The sequence below is a fragment of the Chelativorans xinjiangensis genome (assembly GCF_009812055.1).
GTDB classification, from domain to species: Bacteria; Pseudomonadota; Alphaproteobacteria; order Rhizobiales; family Rhizobiaceae; genus Chelativorans; species Chelativorans xinjiangense.
In genome coordinates, this window is record NZ_WQNH01000071.1 from 1 (window position 1) to 18,087 (window position 18,087).

Annotated in this window: 15 protein-coding genes; 11 read left to right on the plus strand and 4 right to left on the minus strand. The window is 65.4% G+C overall.

The window, feature by feature from the left end; translation table 11 throughout:
* Positions 1-376 precede the first annotated feature (376 nt).
* From GM910_RS25040 to GM910_RS25065, 6 genes are all read left to right on the plus strand, one after another.
* On the plus strand, positions 377-1,036 hold the full coding sequence (locus tag GM910_RS25040) for a DUF599 domain-containing protein (RefSeq protein ID WP_159593203.1): 660 nt from the start codon (positions 377-379) through the stop codon (positions 1,034-1,036).
* Between the two features lie 252 nt (positions 1,037-1,288).
* Positions 1,289-2,704, plus strand: coding sequence for a mannose-1-phosphate guanylyltransferase/mannose-6-phosphate isomerase (locus GM910_RS25045; RefSeq protein WP_159593206.1), 1,416 nt, complete (start codon positions 1,289-1,291; stop codon positions 2,702-2,704).
* Positions 2,705-3,282: 578 nt separating this feature from the next.
* The gene (locus GM910_RS25050) at positions 3,283-4,254 is read left to right on the plus strand and encodes a metal ABC transporter solute-binding protein, Zn/Mn family (RefSeq protein WP_159593209.1); all 972 of its coding nucleotides are present in this window, start codon (positions 3,283-3,285) and stop codon (positions 4,252-4,254) included.
* Between the two features lie 31 nt (positions 4,255-4,285).
* Positions 4,286-5,101 (plus strand): metal ABC transporter ATP-binding protein, encoded by an 816-nt coding sequence (locus GM910_RS25055; RefSeq protein WP_159593212.1) that lies wholly within the window; start codon positions 4,286-4,288, stop codon positions 5,099-5,101.
* A gap of 317 nt (positions 5,102-5,418) precedes the next feature.
* Complete coding sequence (locus GM910_RS25060; RefSeq protein WP_159593215.1) at positions 5,419-6,630, plus strand: metal ABC transporter permease; 1,212 nt, start codon at positions 5,419-5,421, stop codon at positions 6,628-6,630.
* An 11-nt stretch (positions 6,631-6,641) separates the two neighbouring features.
* Positions 6,642-7,568 (plus strand): metal ABC transporter permease, encoded by a 927-nt coding sequence (locus GM910_RS25065; RefSeq protein ID WP_159593218.1) that lies wholly within the window; start codon positions 6,642-6,644, stop codon positions 7,566-7,568.
* Between the two features lie 39 nt (positions 7,569-7,607).
* On the opposite strand, the gene GM910_RS25070 is transcribed toward GM910_RS25065, so the two are convergent.
* Positions 7,608-9,785, minus strand: a complete 2,178-nt coding sequence (locus tag GM910_RS25070) for a heavy metal translocating P-type ATPase (RefSeq protein WP_159593221.1) — start codon at positions 9,783-9,785, stop codon at positions 7,608-7,610.
* 86 nt (positions 9,786-9,871) lie between these two features.
* Here GM910_RS25070 and GM910_RS25075 point away from each other — a divergent pair, with 86 nt between their 5' ends.
* Together GM910_RS25075 and GM910_RS25080 are read left to right on the plus strand one after the other, a co-directional pair.
* A complete protein-coding gene (locus tag GM910_RS25075) occupies positions 9,872-10,294 on the plus strand; it encodes a MerR family transcriptional regulator (RefSeq protein WP_159593239.1) in 423 nt (140 codons plus the stop codon).
* A 592-nt stretch (positions 10,295-10,886) separates the two neighbouring features.
* Positions 10,887-11,795: a LysR family transcriptional regulator gene (locus GM910_RS25080; protein WP_159593224.1), complete on the plus strand. Its 909-nt coding sequence runs from the start codon at positions 10,887-10,889 to the stop codon at positions 11,793-11,795.
* Positions 11,796-11,977: 182 nt separating this feature from the next.
* Here the strand turns inward: GM910_RS25080 and GM910_RS25085 are convergent, their stop codons facing one another.
* Positions 11,978-12,997, minus strand: coding sequence for a LacI family DNA-binding transcriptional regulator (locus tag GM910_RS25085; RefSeq protein ID WP_159593242.1), 1,020 nt, complete (start codon positions 12,995-12,997; stop codon positions 11,978-11,980).
* A gap of 134 nt (positions 12,998-13,131) precedes the next feature.
* Positions 13,132-13,602 carry a MarR family winged helix-turn-helix transcriptional regulator gene (locus tag GM910_RS25090; protein ID WP_159593227.1) on the minus strand — a complete coding sequence of 157 codons (471 nt, stop codon included), beginning with the start codon at positions 13,600-13,602 and terminating at the stop codon, positions 13,132-13,134.
* A gap of 227 nt (positions 13,603-13,829) precedes the next feature.
* Here GM910_RS25090 and GM910_RS25095 point away from each other — a divergent pair, with 227 nt between their 5' ends.
* Positions 13,830-14,567, plus strand: coding sequence for a creatininase family protein (locus tag GM910_RS25095; protein ID WP_159593245.1), 738 nt, complete (start codon positions 13,830-13,832; stop codon positions 14,565-14,567).
* 7 nt (positions 14,568-14,574) lie between these two features.
* Here the strand turns inward: GM910_RS25095 and GM910_RS25100 are convergent, their stop codons facing one another.
* Positions 14,575-15,276 (minus strand): intradiol ring-cleavage dioxygenase, encoded by a 702-nt coding sequence (locus tag GM910_RS25100; RefSeq protein ID WP_159593230.1) that lies wholly within the window; start codon positions 15,274-15,276, stop codon positions 14,575-14,577.
* Positions 15,277-15,622: 346 nt separating this feature from the next.
* On the opposite strand from GM910_RS25100, the gene GM910_RS25105 reads away from it, so the two are divergent.
* Entirely contained in the window at positions 15,623-16,678 is a 1,056-nt protein-coding gene (locus GM910_RS25105; protein WP_159593233.1) for a CobW family GTP-binding protein, read from the plus strand.
* Positions 16,679-16,948: 270 nt separating this feature from the next.
* Positions 16,949-17,917: a WD40 repeat domain-containing protein gene (locus GM910_RS25110; RefSeq protein WP_159593236.1), complete on the plus strand. Its 969-nt coding sequence runs from the start codon at positions 16,949-16,951 to the stop codon at positions 17,915-17,917.
* Positions 17,918-18,087 lie beyond the last annotated feature (170 nt).

Consider the following 18,087-nt stretch of genomic DNA (forward strand, 5'->3'; position numbering starts at 1 on the left):
AAAGCCTCTCAAGAATCCATCCAAACCTTCTTGGCAATAAAGAAAATACTGATATGCGATTCCCCTGCCCACAAGGGGGAGATTGGCTATCGCGACTGCTTTCGCTCTACGTTGCAGAACAGGTGCCGGAGCAAGCGGACGACCGATCTCCCCACTCGTGGGGGAGATGTCCGGCAGGACAGAGGGGGGCGCGACGGGGCGCCGTCATCTCCCGAATTGCGCGCAACCCGCTCCGAAACCGGTCGGCGCCGGTCCTCGACAACCGCCTCGAATGCTCCACTTTTCACGCGACTGTTTCATGCGAAGCGTCCCATTTGCGCTCGCCGCTGCGCGCGCATAGAAAAGGGAAAACTCAACCTCTTAGGGGTGAAGCGACGTGACGCTGGCCGGCTCCCTGTTCCCGCTTCTGTGCTGGATCTTCTACACTTTGCTTGCCGGCCGCATCGAGGTCGTGCGGCCGTCGCTTTCGATCATCATGGGCGCGCAACGCCGCCGCTGGGTCGAGAACGCTGTGCGCCGGGAGACGCCGCTCGACGCCATCCTGTCCGGCAACCTGATGAGCGCGGTCGCCTTCTTCGCCTCGACGACGGTGCTGATCATCCTGGCGCTGTTCGCCGTCTTCGGCCAGATCAGCTCGGTGGTGGAGGCCGTCAGCGCCATCCAGCCCGACCAGGCGTTGACCAAACAGGACGTGGAATTGCATCTGGCAGTCCTGCTCCTGATGTTCGTCCTGGCCTTTCTCTCCTTCACCCTCTCGCTCAGGCAGTTCAACCATTTCTGCATCATGCTGGGCGCGGCCGACCATGCGGAGGAAAGCGATCCGGAGGAGGTGTTCGTGATCGCGGCGCTGAACACGCTCGGCGCGCGCAACTTCAACCAGGGTATCCGCGCCTATTACTTTGCGCTCGGCATGCTCGCCTGGTTCGTCTCGCCCGCCGCCTCCATCGCCGTGACGGTGCTGATCTTCCTCGTCATCCTTTATCGCGAGTTCTTCTCGGCCGCGCGCAATCTCGTCGCCCGGTTGAAGCTGGATTGAGTGAAGCACGCGGGGCCCTCGCGCGGAGGGGTTAGTCATTTTTCACGTGTTAGTCCTACCGCAAGTACAATGCCCTAACCCCGGCCCGTTGTGCTATTGGTGGCGCTAGAGCAATTCCAGGAAAAGTGGAAACCGTTTTTCCGTCCGGAATTGCGACAAAACAACGAGTTAGACCAGTTCATCGATTCCGTGAAACGATGAACTGGTCTAAAGAACACGTAAGCAGGCCGAAGAGACGAGGCGGAGAGCGGGATGGGCATCGTACCGGTTATCATCTGCGGCGGGGCGGGTTCCCGTCTGTGGCCGCTGTCGCGGGAGAACCATCCGAAGCCGCTCATCCGGTTGGCCGACGGCCGTTCGCTCATCCAGCACGCGCTTTTGCGCGCAATGGCCTTGCCGGGGGCCGGCGATCTCATCACGGTGACCAATCGCGAGCTCTTCTTCGCCATCGAGGATGAGTACCGCCAGATCGGCGTCGATTTCGGCCATGGCCGTTTCCTGCTCGAGCCGGAAGGCCGCAACACGGCGGCCGCCATCGCCGCCGCCTGTCTCGAGGCGGCCGACGCGCTGGGCGGCGAGACGGCGCTGTGCGTTTTGCCGGCCGATCACGTGATCGGCGACGTGCCGGCGCTCACCGAGGCGGTGCGCAGGGCGGAAAAGCTTGCCCGCGAGGGCCGCGTCGTCACGTTCGGCATAAAGCCGGACAGGCCGGAAACCGGCTACGGCTACATCGAGGCCGACGGCACGGATGTGCTGCGCTTCGTGGAAAAGCCCGATGTGAAGACGGCACAGAAATACTTGGAAAGCGGCCGCTTCTCGTGGAACTCCGGCATGTTCTGTTTCCAGGCGCAGACCATGATCGGGCTGATGGAGACGCTGTGCCCGGATATCCTCGCAGGCTGCCGGGAAAGCCTGGACGCCGCCATACGTATCGACGGCGAAAACGTCGAGCGGATCGAGCTCGACGCCGCGCTTTTTGCCCAGGTGCCCGCCAACTCGATCGATTATGCGGTCCTGGAGAAGGCGCCGAACACCTCGGTGGTGCCCTGCGACATCGGCTGGAACGACATCGGCTCGTGGGCCGCTCTCGGCGCGCAATATGCGGGCGACGAGGAGGGCAACCGCACCCTCGGTCCCGTCATGGCGATCGGCTCCAGCGGCAATGTCATCCACGGCAGCGACCGGCTGATCGGCGTCGTCGGCGTCGAGAACCTGATCATTGCCGACACGCCGGACGCCCTCCTGGTGACCACGCGGGAGCGGGCGCAGGATGTGAAGCTGCTCTACAACCGGCTCAAGGAGGAGGGCAATGAGACCCACCGCGTCCACCGCACCGTTTACCGCCCCTGGGGTGCCTACACGGTGCTGGAGGAGGGGCCGCGTTTCAAGATCAAGCGCATTGAGGTGAAGCCCGGCGCCCGCCTCAGCCTGCAGATGCACCACCATCGCGCGGAGCACTGGGTGGTGGTGTCGGGGACGGCGCGCATCGTCAACGGCGACAAGGAGATGATGCTTGCCACCGACCAGTCCACCTATATCCCGTGCGGCGCCAAACACCGCCTGGAAAACCCGGGCATCATGACGCTTGTGCTGATCGAGGTGCAGACGGGCGACTATCTGGGTGAGGACGACATCGTGCGCTTCGACGACGTCTACGGGCGTTCATGAAGGCTACCGGGAGCAACTGGGAAGAAAAAAGGGGCTGCGGAAGCATCGACGCCGCCGCAGCCCCTGACAGTTGAGCAATCCACTGGTTCTAAAAACGAATCACCAGATTATCGTTATTGATGGTGCAAACCGATAGCGCCCGATGCGGCGTACCTGCTTGCTCAATCTCGCCAGCCGTGTCGGCAGCCGTCCAGAGGGGAGGAGAATATGCAAGCTCGGGCGGCCTCTTCGTTTGGCGAAGCTGAAAAATGTATACGTGATCAGATAGTTATATAATATGTTTACCGTAAATTTCCAGAGTACGGATTTCCCCTGAAGCAAAATCGACGCCCTGTCGATAGGCGGAATTTCACGATTTTTGTGGAACCGTAATCTTTCCGTTATGTAGGTATACGCATCGAACGGCGTTCTGTGCCTTGAAACCCCGGCCCAAAGCACAGCCTTATCCGTCGCCAAGGCAAAGCTGATTTTCCCTTCTTGCAAATCATTCGCAATTGCATTAATTGTGGAACATGAGAGGGCCGAGGCGGGTTTTGCGAATAATTCGCACCTGCGGAAGAAATCCCGAAAGGATGAATATGGCGGACTGGATCAGGCGTTCGATGCTGGCGGGGTTGGCCGCGTTTTTTGCGGCGGCGTTGCCGGTTTCGGTGGCGGGGGCGCAGAGCCCGCTCAAGGTGGTCGCCACCACCGGTATGATCGCCGATGCGGCACGCCAGATAGGCGGCGACCTGGTCGAGGTGCGGGCGCTGATGGGGCCGGGCGTCGACCCGCATGCCTACCGCCAGACCCGCACCGACATCCTCGCCATGACGCGCGCCGACCTGGTGCTGTGGCACGGCCTCTATCTGGAAGCCCAGATGGAGGACTTCATGCATTCGCTCGGGGCGCGGCGAACGGTGGTCGCCGTCGCCGAGGAACTGCCGCGAAACGTGCTGCTCGCCCATGACGATTACGAGAACCGCTACGACCCGCACGTGTGGATGGACCCCGACCTGTGGTCGAAGGTGGTCGTTTCCGTGCGTGATGCGCTGATCGCTGCGCGTCCCGAGGGCGAAGCGCTTTTCCGCGCCAATGCCGAAAGCCACCTCGATGACGTGGCCGCCCTTTCCGACTATGCGAAGCAGGTGCTCGCCACCGTGCCGGAGGAAACCCGCGTCCTGGTGACGGCGCACGACGCCTTCAACTATTTCGGCCGCGCCTATGATTTCGAGGTCCTCGGCATCCAGGGCATCTCCACGCAGAGCGAGGCCGGGCTCAACCGCGTCTCGGAGCTGGTCGACACGCTTGTGAAGCGCAGGATCGGCGCCGTCTTCGTCGAATCCTCCGTCTCGGACCGCAACATGCGCGCCCTCATCGAGGGGGCGGCGGCCAAGGGCCAGGACGTCACGGTCGGCGGCCAGCTCTTCTCCGACGCCATGGGCCGCGACGGCACCTACGAGGGCACCTACATCGGCATGATCGATCACAACGTGACGACGATCACCCGCGCGCTCGGCGGAGAAGCGCCGGAGCGCGGCATGCTCAGCCGCTTGGCGGTCGGCAGTTGAGGGCGGTCGACAGTTGAGGAACGAGGCGAAGATGAACAACGCGGCGCTCGAACTGGCCAGCGAGGCGGGAGAACGCGTCTCCCACCCGGCCCCCACCGACAGCCCCCTCGCCATGCAGGAGCTGACGGTCTCCTACGGAGAGAAGCCGGCGGTCTTCTCCATCGACGCCACGGTGCCGGCCGAATCCATGACCGCCATCATCGGTCCCAACGGTGCCGGCAAATCGACGCTTCTGAAGGCCGCGCTCGGCATCGTGCCGCGCCTTTCCGGCCGTGTCATGGTGTTCGGCGCGCCGCTGGCGCACGTCATGCACCGCATCGCCTACGTGCCGCAGCGCGCCTCCGTGGACTGGGATTTCCCGACCCGCGTCATCGACGTCGTCTTGATGGGGCTCTACCGTGAGCTCGGCCTGCTTCACCTCGTGCGCCGCCACCACCGCGAGCGGGCGGTCGCCTGCCTGGAGCGTGTCGGCATGGCCGATTTCGCCGACCGCCAGATCGGCCAGCTCTCCGGCGGCCAGCAGCAGCGCATCTTCCTCGCCCGCGCGCTGGCGCAGAACGCTGAGCTCTACCTGCTCGACGAGCCCTTCGCCGGCGTTGACGCGGCTACCGAGAAGGCCATCATCGACGTGCTCAAATCCCTCAAGGCGGAAAACCGCACCGTCGTCTGCGTGCACCACGATCTGGCGACCGTGACCGACTATTTCGACCACGTGCTCCTCATCAACGTGCGCAAGATCGCCGAAGGCCCCGTCGCCACCACCTTCACCGCCGAAAACCTGCAGAAGACCTACGGCGGGCGGCTGGCGACGGCGCATATCGACCAGCTGAAGCTGCCGGCGGCTTAGGGGCGATTGAGATGCGGTTTCCAACGCGTGTCGCCTGGCCGGTCGGGGAAGTTGGCGTCCCTTCGCGCCCCCCTCTGTCCTGCCGGACATCTCCCCCACAAGGGGGGAGATTGCACCGGCCGCCTGCTCCGGCGCCTATTCTACAACGTTGCCGATTGGCGAAATCATCCGCGACGGCCGATCTCCCCCCTCGTGGGGGAGATGTCCGGCAGGACAGAGGGGGGCGCGAAAGGGCGCTGACCTCGCCTCTCCATCATCCAAATCCGCCACGCTTCAAGAGAGGGAACGCCTCCCTCCCGCACCCGAGGCCCTGACCCATGCCCGGCCTCCTCCTTGACGCGCTCCTCCTACAGGCCGGCTATAATGCCGCCCTGGTGGCGCTGGGCGCGGCACTTCTCGGCATGGCCGCCGGCTCCGGCGGCACTTTCCTCTTCCTGCGCAAGCGGGCGCTGGTGAGCGATGCCGTGGCGCATGCAACGCTGCCGGGCGTCGGCATCGCCTTCATGGCGATGGTGGCATTCGGCGGCGACGGCCGCAATCTTCCGGGCCTTCTTCTCGGCTCCGCCGTCTCCGCCGGCCTCGGCCTCCTCGCCGTCGAGTGGATCGCCAGCCGCACACGGCTTGCCGAGGACGCGGCCATCGGCGCGGTGCTGTCCGTCTTCTTCGGTTTCGGCATCGTGCTTCTCACCATCATCCAGACCATGTCCAGCGGCTATCAGGCGGGGTTGGAAAGCTTCCTGCTCGGCTCGACGGCGGGCATGCTCTTCCAGGATGCCGTGGTCATCGCGCTGGGCGGCGCGCTCGCCGTCGCCTTCGTGCTGCTCCTGAGGCGGCCGATGACGCTGGTCGCCTTCGACGCCGGGTTCGCAACGGCTTCCGGCATAGACGTGCGGCGTATGGATCTCGCCATGATGGGGCTTGTGATGGCGGTCACCGTCATCGGGCTGAAGCTTGTCGGCCTCATCCTCGTCGTGGCCATGCTCATCATCCCGCCGGTCACCGCCCGCCTCTGGACGGAGCGGACGGACCGCGTGCTCCTGATCGCCGGCGCCGTCGGCGGGTTTTCGGGCTATCTCGGGGCGGCGCTCTCGGCATCGGCCCCCAACCTGCCGACGGGCCCCATCATCGTTTTGGTGAGCTTTGCTCTCTTCCTCCTGTCGCTTCTCTTCGCGCCTGGGCGCGGGGTGCTGGCGGCGCTGGTCCGCCACCGCCGGTTCCAGTTGCGCGTGCACCGGCGGCAGGGTCTCCTGGCGCTTGCCCATGGCGAGGCCATATTCGATCCGCTGACGCTCACCGTGCTGCGCCGCGAGCGCCTCATCCGGCAGGACGCCGTGGCGACGGAGGAGGGCAGGGCGCTTGCCGCCAAGACCCTGCGCGACGAGAAGCGCTGGGCACTCGCCCGCCAGGTCTACCAGGACGAGGCGGTGTCGGGCCGCTACGACGGGCTCACCCCCATCGAATCCGTTTTGACGCGCGACGAGATCGCCGAGATCGACCGGCAGCTCGGCCCGCCGGCGCCGGTCGCCTGAGGAGCATCGCAATGGGCGCGGAATTCGTACAGCTCAGCCTCACGCCGCTCCTGATCGGCATCCTTGCGGCGATCGCCTGCGCATTGCCGGGCAATTTCCTCATTCTCAGGCGGCAGGCGCTGATCGGCGACGCCATCAGCCATGTGGTTCTGCCGGGCATCGTCGTCGCCTTCCTCCTCACGGGCATCATCTCCACATGGCCCATGCTTCTCGGGGCGGCGGGCGCCGCGGTGGTCGCCGTCGTCCTCATCGAGGCCATCAGGCGTGTCGGGCGCATCGAGCCGGGGGCGGCCATGGGCGTCGTCTTCACGTCGCTCTTCGCCGCCGGCGTGCTGCTCCTGGAGCAGAGCGACACCAGCGGCGTCCATCTCGACGTGGAGCATGCGCTCTACGGCAATCTGGAAAGCCTCATCTGGTTCTCGGCCGAAGGCTGGGGCTCGCTCGCGGATCCGGCAGCGCTCGCCGCGCTGCCGCCGGAACTCTTCCGCATGGCCGCCGCCGCCGTCCTGATCCTGGCTCTCACCGTCATCTTCTGGCGCCCCCTGAAGCTCTCCACCTTCGACGAGGGCTTCGCCGGCGCGGTCGGCATCCCCACGGCCGCACTCAGCCTCGGCCTTGTCATCACCGCCGCCGTGGCGGCCGTCGCCGCATTCGATGCCGTGGGCTCCATCATCGTCATCGCCATGTTCATCTGCCCGCCCGCCGCGGCCAGGCTGATGACGAACCGGCTGGAAATCCAGGTGTTGTGGAGCGTCGTCTTTGCCACGCTTTCCGCTGTCCTCGGCTATGTACTCGCCGGCTACGGCCCCTTATGGCTTGGCGCCGACAACGCCGTCAGCGCCGCTGGCATGATCGCCACCGTCTCCGGCCTCATCCTGGCGCTAGCCTGCCTGTTCGCGCCGCACCGCGCGCGGATCGGGGCGCCGAGAGGGGCTTGAACAGACGCGCCAACACCCAGTTCGCCGCCTCAACCCTTCTTAGCGCCCCTTCCACCCAAGCAGCCGCATGGCATTCGCCGTCACCAGCACCGTCGCGCCGGTGTCGGCCAGGATGGCCGGCCATAGCCCGGTGATGCCGAGCACCGTCGTGATAAGGAACACCAGCTTCAGCCCGATGGCGATGGAGATGTTCTGCCAGATATTGGCCATCGCCCGCCTGGAGAGGGCAACCATCGCCCAGACGTCGTGCAGCCGTCCGTGCAGGATCGCCGCGTCCGCCGTCTCCAGCGCCACGTCCGTGCCGCCGCCCATGGCGATGCCGATATCGGCGGTGGCAAGCGCCGGCGCGTCGTTGATGCCGTCCCCCACCTTGCCGACCTTCAAGCCCTCGTCCTTTAGCGCCTCGACGATGCGGCTCTTGTCCTCGGGCATCAGCTCCGCATGCACCTCGACGCCGAGGTCGCGACCGATGGCTTCGGCGGTGCGGCGGTTGTCGCCGGTCAGCATGATTGTGCGGATACCGGCCGCCTTGAGCAGGGCGAGGCCGGAGCGGGCATCCTCGCGCGGCTCGTCGCGCATGGCGATGGCGCCGGCGACCCTGCCGTCCGCCAGAAGGACGGAAACCGTCTTGCCCTCGTCGTTCAGCGCGGCGATCGCCCGTCTCTGTTCCGCCGACAGCGCGCGCCTTTCGCCCACGGCTTTGGGAGATCCGAAGAAGAGCGCCTTGCCCTCCACGGAGCCGGTCACGCCTTTGCCGCCAAGCGCCGAAGCTTCCGTGGCGGGAGGAACGTCGATGCTGTCAGTCATCGCCCGCTCGAGGACGGCGAGCGCCAGTGGATGGCTGGAATCCCACTCCAGCGCCGCCGCCAGGCGCAGCACCTCCGCCGCATCTTCCCCGAAGGCCACGACGTCCGTCACCTGCGGCCGGCCTTCCGTCAGCGTGCCCGTCTTGTCGAAGGCGATGGCCTGCAGGCGGCCGACCTCCTCCAGCACGGCGCCGCCCTTCATCAGCAGCCCGCGCCGCGCGCCCGCCGAAAGCGCGGCGGCGATGGCCGCCGGCGTGGAGATCACCAGCGCGCAGGGGCAGCCGATGATGAGGATGGTGAGGCCCTTATAGACCCATTCAAGCCAGGGTTCGCCTGCCGCAAGCGGCGGCACGGTGGCCACGAGCAGGGCAAGCAGCACCACGCCCGGTGTGTAGTAACGCGAGAAACGGTCGATGAAGCGCTCGGTCGGCGCCTTCTTCTCCTGCGCCTCTTCGACGAGCTTGACGACGCGGGCGATGGTGTTGTCCTCGGCCGCAGCAGCCACGCGGATGCGCAGCACACCGTCGCCGTTCACCGTTCCCGCATAAACGGCATCGCCCGGCTCCTTGCCGGCCGGCGTGCTCTCGCCCGTCACCGGCGCCTCGTTCACCGCGCTCGCGCCGGAAAGCACTGCGCCGTCGGCAGCAATGCGGTCGCCCGGCCGCGCCACGATCACATCGCCGATGGCGAGGCTGTCGGCCTCCACCTCCTCGGTGCGCCCGCCCGCCCGCTCCAGGCGCGCCGTCTTCGGCACGAGGGCGCTCAGGGCGTGGATGCTGGCGCGTGCGCGGCCCGCCGCAATGCCTTCCAGAAGCTCGCCGACGAGGAACAGGAAGATGACCACGGCGGCTTCCTCCGCCGCGCCGATGATGACAGCGCCGACGGCGGCAATCGTCATCAACGTCTCGATGGAAAAGGGCGTGCCGGCGATTGCGGCGGTGAAAGCGCGGCGGGCGATCGGCACCAGGCCCACCAGCATGGCCGCCGCATAGAGCCAGCCGTTGAATTCGGGGAAGAAGCGCGCGGCGGCAAAGGCGGCGACCAGCGCAAGGCCGCAGGAAGCCGTCAGCCGGACGCGCGGCTGATCCCACCAGGGCGCCTCAGTGCCATCGTCGGGGCGGGCGGTAGAGACGGTCTGGGCCGAGCCGCCGCAGCATGTGCCAGAGGCGCCCGCGCCGTCGCTCCCGGCCACCGGCCGAAGCCCGTAGCCAAGACGCGTCACCTGCCTTTCGATCGCCGGGCGCACCTCGGCGAGGTCAGCATGATCCACCGTCATCGTGCCGGTCGTGGCGGAGACCGCTACGTCCTCGACGCCGCTGATGCGGCGCACGGCGGTGTCGATCTTGCGCGCGCAGCCGGCGCAATCCATGCCGTCGACCCGATAGCGGCTCCTGCTCGAAATTTCGGCCATTCACCTGGTCCTTGCGAGATCCTTGATTGCATCCAGGCAAAGCCTTACTTCCTCTAGCGACTATAGGAGCAAGCGGAAAAATGACAGTGGGTGCGATTTCCATCGGTGAGGCCGCCCGGCAGAGCGGTGTGAAGGTGCCGACGATCCGTTTCTACGAGCAGATCGGCCTCATGCCCGCGCCGCCGCGCAGCGAGGGCAACCGCCGTCAGTTCGACGAGAAGGATCTGAGCCGCCTCAGCTTCATCCGCCATGCGCGGGAGCTGGGCTTCGAGATGGACGACATCCGCGAGCTCCTCGCATTGACGGAGCAGCCGCAGCGCTCCTGCCACGAAGCCGACAGCATCGCCGCACGCCACCTGCGCGAGATCGAGATGCGCATCGCCAAGCTGCAGGCGCTCAGCGGCGAATTGCGGCGCATGGTGGAGGAATGCGGCCACGGCAAGGTATGCGAGTGCCAGGTCATCCACGTGTTGGCCGATCACGGAAAATGCCGAAGCGACACCCATTAAGTTGTGGTGCCGGGCGTCTCCGCGGGGGTGCGAATCATATCCTGACGATGCTTCTCCCGAGCACGTATATCAAACGTAAAAGTTGTATTTACCGCTCCCGGCTTTGACGCTGGTTACCTTCCGGGAGGCGCCTTCTGCAACCTGTTTCCACAGGTAGTTTTTTCAATTAGGTCAAGCGCTTGACCGGATTTTGATCGTCCTCATCCAGCTTGCTTCGCAAACGTCGCTCGTTTAGGTTGTAATTACACAACTCTTGCGTTAATTTTCTGTGTATTCCGGTGGGTGAACAGAAGGGGGCGCTTGGGTGTGAGACATTTCTGAGTGAGGCGGAATGCTGAGCCTCGAATTCTACTAATAGTTGTGTGTCCGCTGCCAGGCGGGAAAGACGAGGGGATCGCCGGCGTCCGTATCGGCGGTGCAGTTAAACGGTAACGACAGTTGGAATTCGCACCTTCGGGCGCTCGGCGCCCGCGGGAAGGGACCGCGCATGCCGCGGGCATCGTCAACTAAGAGGAAAAGGCGTGAAACAGGGAATCAAGAGCACAGGCGCAACGAGGGAGTTCTTCGCTCCCATTGGAAAGAGAGGCGGGAAATGAGCGGCCACAGACAGGATGGATTGTCGTTTGCAACACTGCGCGCTGCCGAGGCGGTGATCGAGACCAAGAGCCTCACCGGCGCGGCGCTGAAGCTGGGCATCAGCCAGCCCGCCATCAGCATGCATCTCGGACGGCTCGAACGGGCGATCGGCACCTCGCTCATCAAGAAAGTCGGCAACAAGATCATCGTCAAGGAGGAGATCTCGCGCCTCATCCGCCAGGTGCTCGATCTGGAAAGACGCCTGAAGACCGTCGGCTACGAGAGGAACATCTCAAAGCTCAAGGTGGGCATCTGCACCTACTGCGCGCCGCTCCTGGTGGAGCGCCGCAACACACTCGGCAAGATGAGGGAGAGCCTGACCTTGCGCATCGCCGATTCGCGGCGGCTGGAGGAGATGTACGAGCAGGGCGAGCTCGACGCCGTGTTCCGTGCCCTCTACCCGTCGGAGATCGCGCCGGACCTCACCACCGAGTTCTCCATGAAGTGGGTGGGTGAAAAGCACCTGCTCGATTTCATGACACATGACGGGCAGGGTCTGCCGCTCGTCCTTCCCTCGCCGCATTCGCCGCTTGGTGCTGTGGCGCGCGAGTGGCTGCGCCGGCAGGAGGTGGTCTACGACGTGGTCGGCGAGGTCGACGACATCATGACGGCCATCCGCCTCGTCTCCAGCGGGATCGCGCTATCGCCGCTGCCGGCCTATGTGCGCGACAGTCCGTCGGTGGACCTCAACGGCTGCGCGCAGATCCTGCCGGGGCAACTGGAGGCGCGCTACGGCATGTTCTTCGACGAACGCCGCTTCAACCTGCGCACCGCGCTCGACATCTTCGAGCTTCTGAAGGACGAGCTCGCGCGCGTGCCGCTACCGCTCGAGGTAGCCCGGCCAAGCCTGGCCGCGCACCAGTAGTCCCTTTCTCCTTGAGTCAGGGTTATCGCATATGGACGCACTCTTTGTTCAGCTTCGCCGGGACCCCCACCCCCCATCCCTTCGACGAGCTCAGGATGGGGAGGGGTGAGGGGTGAGGGCCCGATCAAGGACTCAAAATCCATATGCGATAGCCCTGCCTCAAGGGGAGAAGGGCGCCGCGCCTACCGCTCCGCCGGCCGCGCCGTCGACTGGCGCACGTGCAGCTCCGGTTTGATGAGCTCCTGGACCGGATTCACCTCGGCGCCGTTCAGCCGGTCGAGCAGCACGCGCGCTGCCCGGCGCCCCACCTCGCGCTGGCCGTTCCATACCGTGGTGAGCGCCGGCGTGGCGATGGCGGCTTCCTCCAGGTCGTCGTAACCGGTCACCGAGATGTCGACGCCGGGCATCAGCCCGGCACGGGCGATGCCGTTCATCAGGCCGATGGCCACGAGGTCGTTCCAGCACACGGCCGCCGTCGGCTTGTCCTTGAGCGCCAGGAAGGCGCCCGTCATCTCGAAGCCCGCCTGTTTTGTGCGCGGACCGGGAAAGCGCCATTCCGGCTTCACCTCGAGCCCCGCCTTCTGCATCGCCACCACATAGCCGCGATAGCGGTCGCGGCCGGTCGAGGTGTGGTCCGTGCCGCCGACCATGGCGATGCGCGTGTGGCCGAGCGAGATGAGGTGGTTGGTGGCGAGCCCGATGCCGTAGGCGTCGTCGCCGCGGAACACCGGCACCCGCGCGCCCTCCACCGAACGGGCGATCAGCACGGCGGGCAGGCCATTCTCCTCGGCCAGCATGATGTCCTCGTGCGGCGTGCCGATCGCCGGCGACATGATGACGCCGTCGGCGCCGAGCTGCAGCAGCGTGTCGATGAAGGTGCGCTGCTTTTCCAGCTGGTCGTAATGGTTCGAAAGAAGAAAGGTCTGGCGCGAGCGGTCCAGCTCGCTCTCGATGGAGCGCAGGATCTCGGCGAAGAAGGGGTTCATGATGTCGTGCACGACAACGCCGACAATGCCGGACCGCGAGGTTCTGAGGCTTGCCGCGCGCCGGTTGTAGATATAGCCGATGGCGCGCGCATGCTCCTTGATGCGCTGGCGCGTCGCGTCCGCCACAAGCGGGCTGTCCCGCAATGCCAGGGAGACGGTTGCCGTCGAAACACCCAGGGCGTCGGCAATCGTCGAAAGCTTGATTTTCTGCGCCAGCGCACCCCTCCCGGCCCTGGGAAATGTCCCAGTCACGGCTCTTTAAACTGTTTAAGAACCGCTTATGCCATCGCCGCCGCCAAGGTCAAAGCTTTTTTGGTACCGCCGCGGGAGAGCGTCATGGAAGAAGGGCGCTACGCGTCTTCCTCGACATCTTCCTCCTCCACAGGGAGGCCGTTTTTCGATAGGTTCGCCTCGATGCGCGCCAGAAGCTTCTGGAGCGCCTTCTGCTCCTTCTTGTCGAGGGTCTTCAGGGCCTGCTTTTCCGTCCTGCGCACCGACTTCTCAATGGCGCGGATCGCCTGCTCGCCAGTTGCGGTGAGGAAGACATGGGCGCGCCGGGCGTCTTCCTCCGAAGCGCGCTTTTCAAGAAAGCCCTGCGCCGCCAGCCGGTTGATGGTCTTGGTAATGGTCGGTGGGCGAACGCCCAGCTTCTCGGCGAGCTGGCTCGGCGTCTGGCCGTTCTCGCGGCTGAGCGCGAGCATGATCTTGTCCTGTCCGGCGTAAAGACCCTGGTCGAGAAGCCGTTCGGCGAGGACGGTGCGCGACAGGCGCGCCGCAGCCTGCAGCCGACCGATGATCGAACCTTTCGAAGATTTCGCCATCTGCTTTTTCCTATGCCCTTAGCCGGCACGCTTTTACCGCACCGGCCCCATCCCCTCCACAGAAGGCCCGCCCCCTTCTACAGGAAGATAGTCCGGCAAACGATCTTGACAACAGGTGCTCGTCTTGTCGCATCGCCCGGGGCGCGGTAGTTTTGGTCCACTCGCCAAGTCGTTTCCGGGCTAATGCCAAACTGGCGTATCAATCTTATGACAGAGGGAGATGCGCTCTGCCCAAGCGTGAGAGAATAGCCGTCCTGCCGGTGGGTGCGACCGAGCAGCACGGCCCGCACCTGCCGCCGGAGACCGACTGGATAATCGCCGAGGCGGTTGCCGCGCGCGCCGGGGCGCGGCTCGGCAGCCTGCCGGTCGATTTCCTGCCGGTGGAGAAAGTCGGCTATTCCATCGAGCATGCGGAGGACCCGCGCACCGTCTCGCTCGGCTTTGCGGAGGCCGTGCGGCGCTGGGTCGGCATTGGGGAAAAGCTCGCCCAGGCGGGAACGCGCAAATTCGTCATGCTCAATGCCCATGGCGGCAATTCGCCGCTGATGACGGTCGTGGCGACCGAGCTTCGCGCGCGCTGCCGCATGCTGGCGGTCGCCACAAGCTGGACGCGTTTCGGTTACCCGCCGGGCCTCGTTCCGGAGGAGGAGCGGGCGCTGGGTATCCATGGCGGCTTCATCGAGACCTCCGTCATGCTGGCGCTCAGACCCGACCTCGTGGCGATGGAGAAGGCGGCGGATTTTCCTTCCGCGCAGGCCCGCTTCCAGCGCGACTTCACCCACCTGCGCGCCTACGGCCCGCACGCTTTCGGCTGGATGATGCGCGATCTCTCGCCGGAAGGCACGGTCGGCAATGCGGCGGCGGCAAGCGCGGAGGCCGGCGAGAAGATGCTCGATCATGCGGTGTCGGGCTTTCTTGAGCTCATCGCCGATGTCGACCGCTTCGATATGACACTCCTGAAATAGCCTTGCCTCACGCCGCCACCGCGACCACGAGCGCGGCCTCCGCCGTCCCGCCCGACCGCGCCATCTCGGCGAGCGCCGACGGCCCGGCGCGGCGGGCGATGCCGTCGCGGTCGTTGAAGGTTGCCCCGTCGAGGGGGCGGGCGTTGTAGGGCGCAAGTTCGCCATAGACGGCGCGGCTGAAATCATCGGGAAAGAACATCTGTCCCGTCAGCACGCTGCGCTCGTCCGGAAACGCCTTGAAGTGGATGTGCGGCGTGCGCCCCGGATACCAGCCGGGATAGATGGTCGAGAAGGCGGCGATGCCCTGTTCGTCGGCAAACTGCGTGCCGCGCAGGAAGGTCTCGCCCGTCGTATCGCGGCCGCCCGGCTGGCGCGGATAGCCCGAATAGGCGCCCTCGGCGTCGCAATGCCAGATGTCGACGCGCGCGCCGGGAATGGGCGTGCAGGAAGCATTGACCACCTGCAGCCGCACTGTAAGCGGCAGGCCCTCGCGGCCCTCGGTAACCTCCGCCCGCTCCAGCTCGGGATCGAAATAGAAAGGCCCCTCCGTCGTCTCGGGCATGATCGAGCAGACGCCGGCGCCGGTGATCAGCGGCTGGGCGGCCGCCGCCGGGCGCGAGCGGAGGAACAGATCGGCGGAGAGGAACGTGCCGCCGCCGGCCGTGACGGCAAGAAGGGCGAAGGCCTTTCGTCTGGTTATCGTCGTCATGGTCGCCATCCCATTTGCTGCCTGCGAGCCGCCCGCCTCCGATTATCGACAATAGCTGTGGGGCACGGCGAAGACGAATGAACTCTTCGTAAGGTGCGGGGCGAAATCGCGTGGCCGACGGTTTCTTGCGGCCCCACCCGCGCGCGTCATCCCGGAAGCGGGAGCGAAGCGGAGGCTGTCCGGGACCCATTCCGGAACGTCGATGTCACGGAATGGGTCCCGGATAAGCCTTCGGCTTTCCGGGATGACGCAGATGAACAGTTCATGCCTGATCCGGCACGTGCAAAACGCGCCGCATGGTCTTATATGGGCGGCTACGACCATTCATCGCCCGCGAGGGGAATTCATGTCCGAACAGCTTTCGCAAATCCCGGTCACGGTGCTTACCGGCTATCTCGGCTCTGGCAAGACCACGCTTTTGAACCGCATCCTCTCGGAAGATCACGGCAAGCGCTACGCCGTCATCGTCAACGAGTTCGGCGAGATCGGCATCGACAACGATCTGATCGTGGAGTCCGACGAGGAAATCTACGAGATGAACAATGGCTGCGTGTGCTGCACCGTGCGCGGCGACCTCGTGCGCGTGGTCGAAGGGCTGACGCGGCGGCCCGGCCGCTTCGACGCCATTATCGTCGAGACCACCGGTCTGGCCGACCCGGCGCCCGTGGCGCAGACCTTCTTCATGGACGACGACGTGCGCGCCAAGACCAAGCTCGACGCCGTGGTGGCGCTGGTCGACGCCAAGCACCTTCCGCTCCGGCTCAAGGATTCCAAAGAAGCGCAGGACCAGATCGCCTTCGCCGACGTCGTGGTGCTCAACAAGACGGACCTCGTCAGCGTGGAGGAACTGGCGGCGGTGGAAGCGGCCATCCGCGCCATCAACCCGTCGGCCCGCATCCACAAGACCGAGCGCGCTGGCGTGGCGCTTTCAGATGTGCTCGACCGAGGCGCCTTCGACCTTTCCCGCGCGCTCGACAATGATCCGCATTTCCTCGACCACGACGACCCCGACCATGTCTGCGGGCCGGACTGCGACCACGATCATCATGACCATGATCATGACCACGACCATCATCACCACCACGGCGCTCTCTCCGCCATTCACGATGTCGGCGTGACCTCGATCTCGCTGCGCGGCGGCGAGATGGACCCGAAGAAGTTCTTCCCCTGGATCGAGCAGACCACCCAGGTCGACGGCCCGAACATCCTCCGCCTCAAGGGCATCGTCGCCTTTTCCGACGATCCCGAGCGCTATGTGGTGCAGGGCGTGCACATGATCGTCGAAGGCGATCATCAGCGCCCCTGGAAGGAAGGCGAGAAGCGCGAAAGCCGACTCGTCTTCATCGGCCGGGAGCTCGATGCCGAACGGTTGAAGCAGGCGTTTGAGGCTTGTCAGGTTTAGGGCGCGGGGTTGTCTTCTATGCTTTCACCCTACGTTGCCCCCCTCTATCCTGAGCTTTGTCGAAGGGCCGGACACCTCCCCCACAAGGGGGGAGATCAGCGGCGGCGGTTGGCTTCGCCAATCGCCCACTTCGCAGAACAGACGCCGGAGCAAGCGGCCGGCATAATCTCCCCCCTTGCGGGGGAGATGTCCGGCCCTTCGACAAAGCTCAGGACAGAGGGGGGCGCGAAGGGGCGCCTTCCTGTCTCTTCTCCAGTGCAGGCCTGAAGCATGCCCACCGTCGCCCCGCTCGACCTCGACGCCCACTGCGTCGCCGCCGCCTGGCTCAACGACATCCCCCATTTCGCGCTCGCCGACGGCGGCGTGCACCGGCTCGACCATGGCCACAAATGGGCGGAGGCGCATGACGGCCTCCTGGCCGCGACCCCCGACGGCGCTCGGCTCGTGACCGGTGGCGAGGACGGCAAGGTCGCGGCAGTCTCACCCGACGGCTCGATCGAGATTCTGGCAGAGATCGGCCGCAAGTGGATCACCAGCGTCGCCGCCGGGCCGCAGGGTGCGGTGGCCTTCGCCAGCGGCCGTATCGCCTATGTGCGCTTCGCGGATGGGCGCCTGCGCGAATTCCAGCACCCGCGCTCGGTCGAAGGCCTCGCCTTCGCGCCCAAGGGCATGCGGCTTGCGGTGGCGCGCTACAACGGCGCCACGCTGCACTTCCCCGCCACCGAGGGTAAACCGGCCGAACTCGAATGGGCGGGCGCCCATATGGGCATCACCTTTTCCCCCGACGGCAGGTTTCTCGTCACCACCATGCAGGAAAACGCCCTGCACGGCTGGAAGCTCGCCGACGGCAAGCACATGCGCATGGCCGGCTACCCCGTCAAGGTGAAGAGCTTTTCATGGAGCGCCAAAGGCAGATGGCTCGCCACATCCGGCGCGCCCGCGGCCATCGTCTGGCCCTTCCAGGCCAAGGACGGCCCCATGGGCAAGACACCGCTGGAGCTCGGCACGCGCGGCGACACGATGGTGACCCACGTCTGCTGCCACCCCGTCGAGGAGATCGTGGCGATCGGCTACGCCGACGGCATGGTGCTCGCCGCCCGCTTTGCCGACCAGAAGGAAGTGCTCCTGCGCCGCCCCGGCAAGGGCGCCGTCACCGCCATGGGCTGGGACCCGGAAGGCCGCCGCCTCGCCTTCGGCTGCGAGACGGGGGAATGCGGGGTGGTGGATATTTCCGCGTAGAGCAATTCCAGGAAAAGTGGAGTTCGGAATTGCGACAAAACAAAGAGTTAGACCAGTTCATCAATTCCATGAAACGATGAATTGGTCTAGTCACCTGGAACTGAAGTTCATTTCATTATAGGATTGTGCTCGCGACTGAAGAAGGAGCGAGTCGATGGCCAATGCGACTG

Excerpts from the sequence above, each read along its gene's own strand:
- GM910_RS25070 (WP_159593221.1), bottom strand. The coding sequence starts at position 9,785 with ATGGCCGAAATTTCGAGCAGGAGCCGCTATCGGGTCGACGGCATGGAT.
- GM910_RS25100 (WP_159593230.1), bottom strand. The coding sequence starts at position 15,276 with ATGACGACGATAACCAGACGAAAGGCCTTCGCCCTTCTTGCCGTCACG.
- GM910_RS25105 (WP_159593233.1), top strand. The coding sequence starts at position 15,623 with ATGTCCGAACAGCTTTCGCAAATCCCGGTCACGGTGCTTACCGGCTAT.
- GM910_RS25065 (WP_159593218.1), top strand. The coding sequence starts at position 6,642 with ATGGGCGCGGAATTCGTACAGCTCAGCCTCACGCCGCTCCTGATCGGC.
- GM910_RS25090 (WP_159593227.1), bottom strand. The coding sequence starts at position 13,602 with ATGGCGAAATCTTCGAAAGGTTCGATCATCGGTCGGCTGCAGGCTGCG.
- GM910_RS25045 (WP_159593206.1), top strand. The coding sequence starts at position 1,289 with ATGGGCATCGTACCGGTTATCATCTGCGGCGGGGCGGGTTCCCGTCTG.
- GM910_RS25110 (WP_159593236.1), top strand. The coding sequence starts at position 16,949 with ATGCCCACCGTCGCCCCGCTCGACCTCGACGCCCACTGCGTCGCCGCC.
- GM910_RS25050 (WP_159593209.1), top strand. The coding sequence starts at position 3,283 with ATGGCGGACTGGATCAGGCGTTCGATGCTGGCGGGGTTGGCCGCGTTT.
- GM910_RS25060 (WP_159593215.1), top strand. The coding sequence starts at position 5,419 with ATGCCCGGCCTCCTCCTTGACGCGCTCCTCCTACAGGCCGGCTATAAT.
- GM910_RS25055 (WP_159593212.1), top strand. The coding sequence starts at position 4,286 with ATGAACAACGCGGCGCTCGAACTGGCCAGCGAGGCGGGAGAACGCGTC.
- GM910_RS25080 (WP_159593224.1), top strand. The coding sequence starts at position 10,887 with ATGAGCGGCCACAGACAGGATGGATTGTCGTTTGCAACACTGCGCGCT.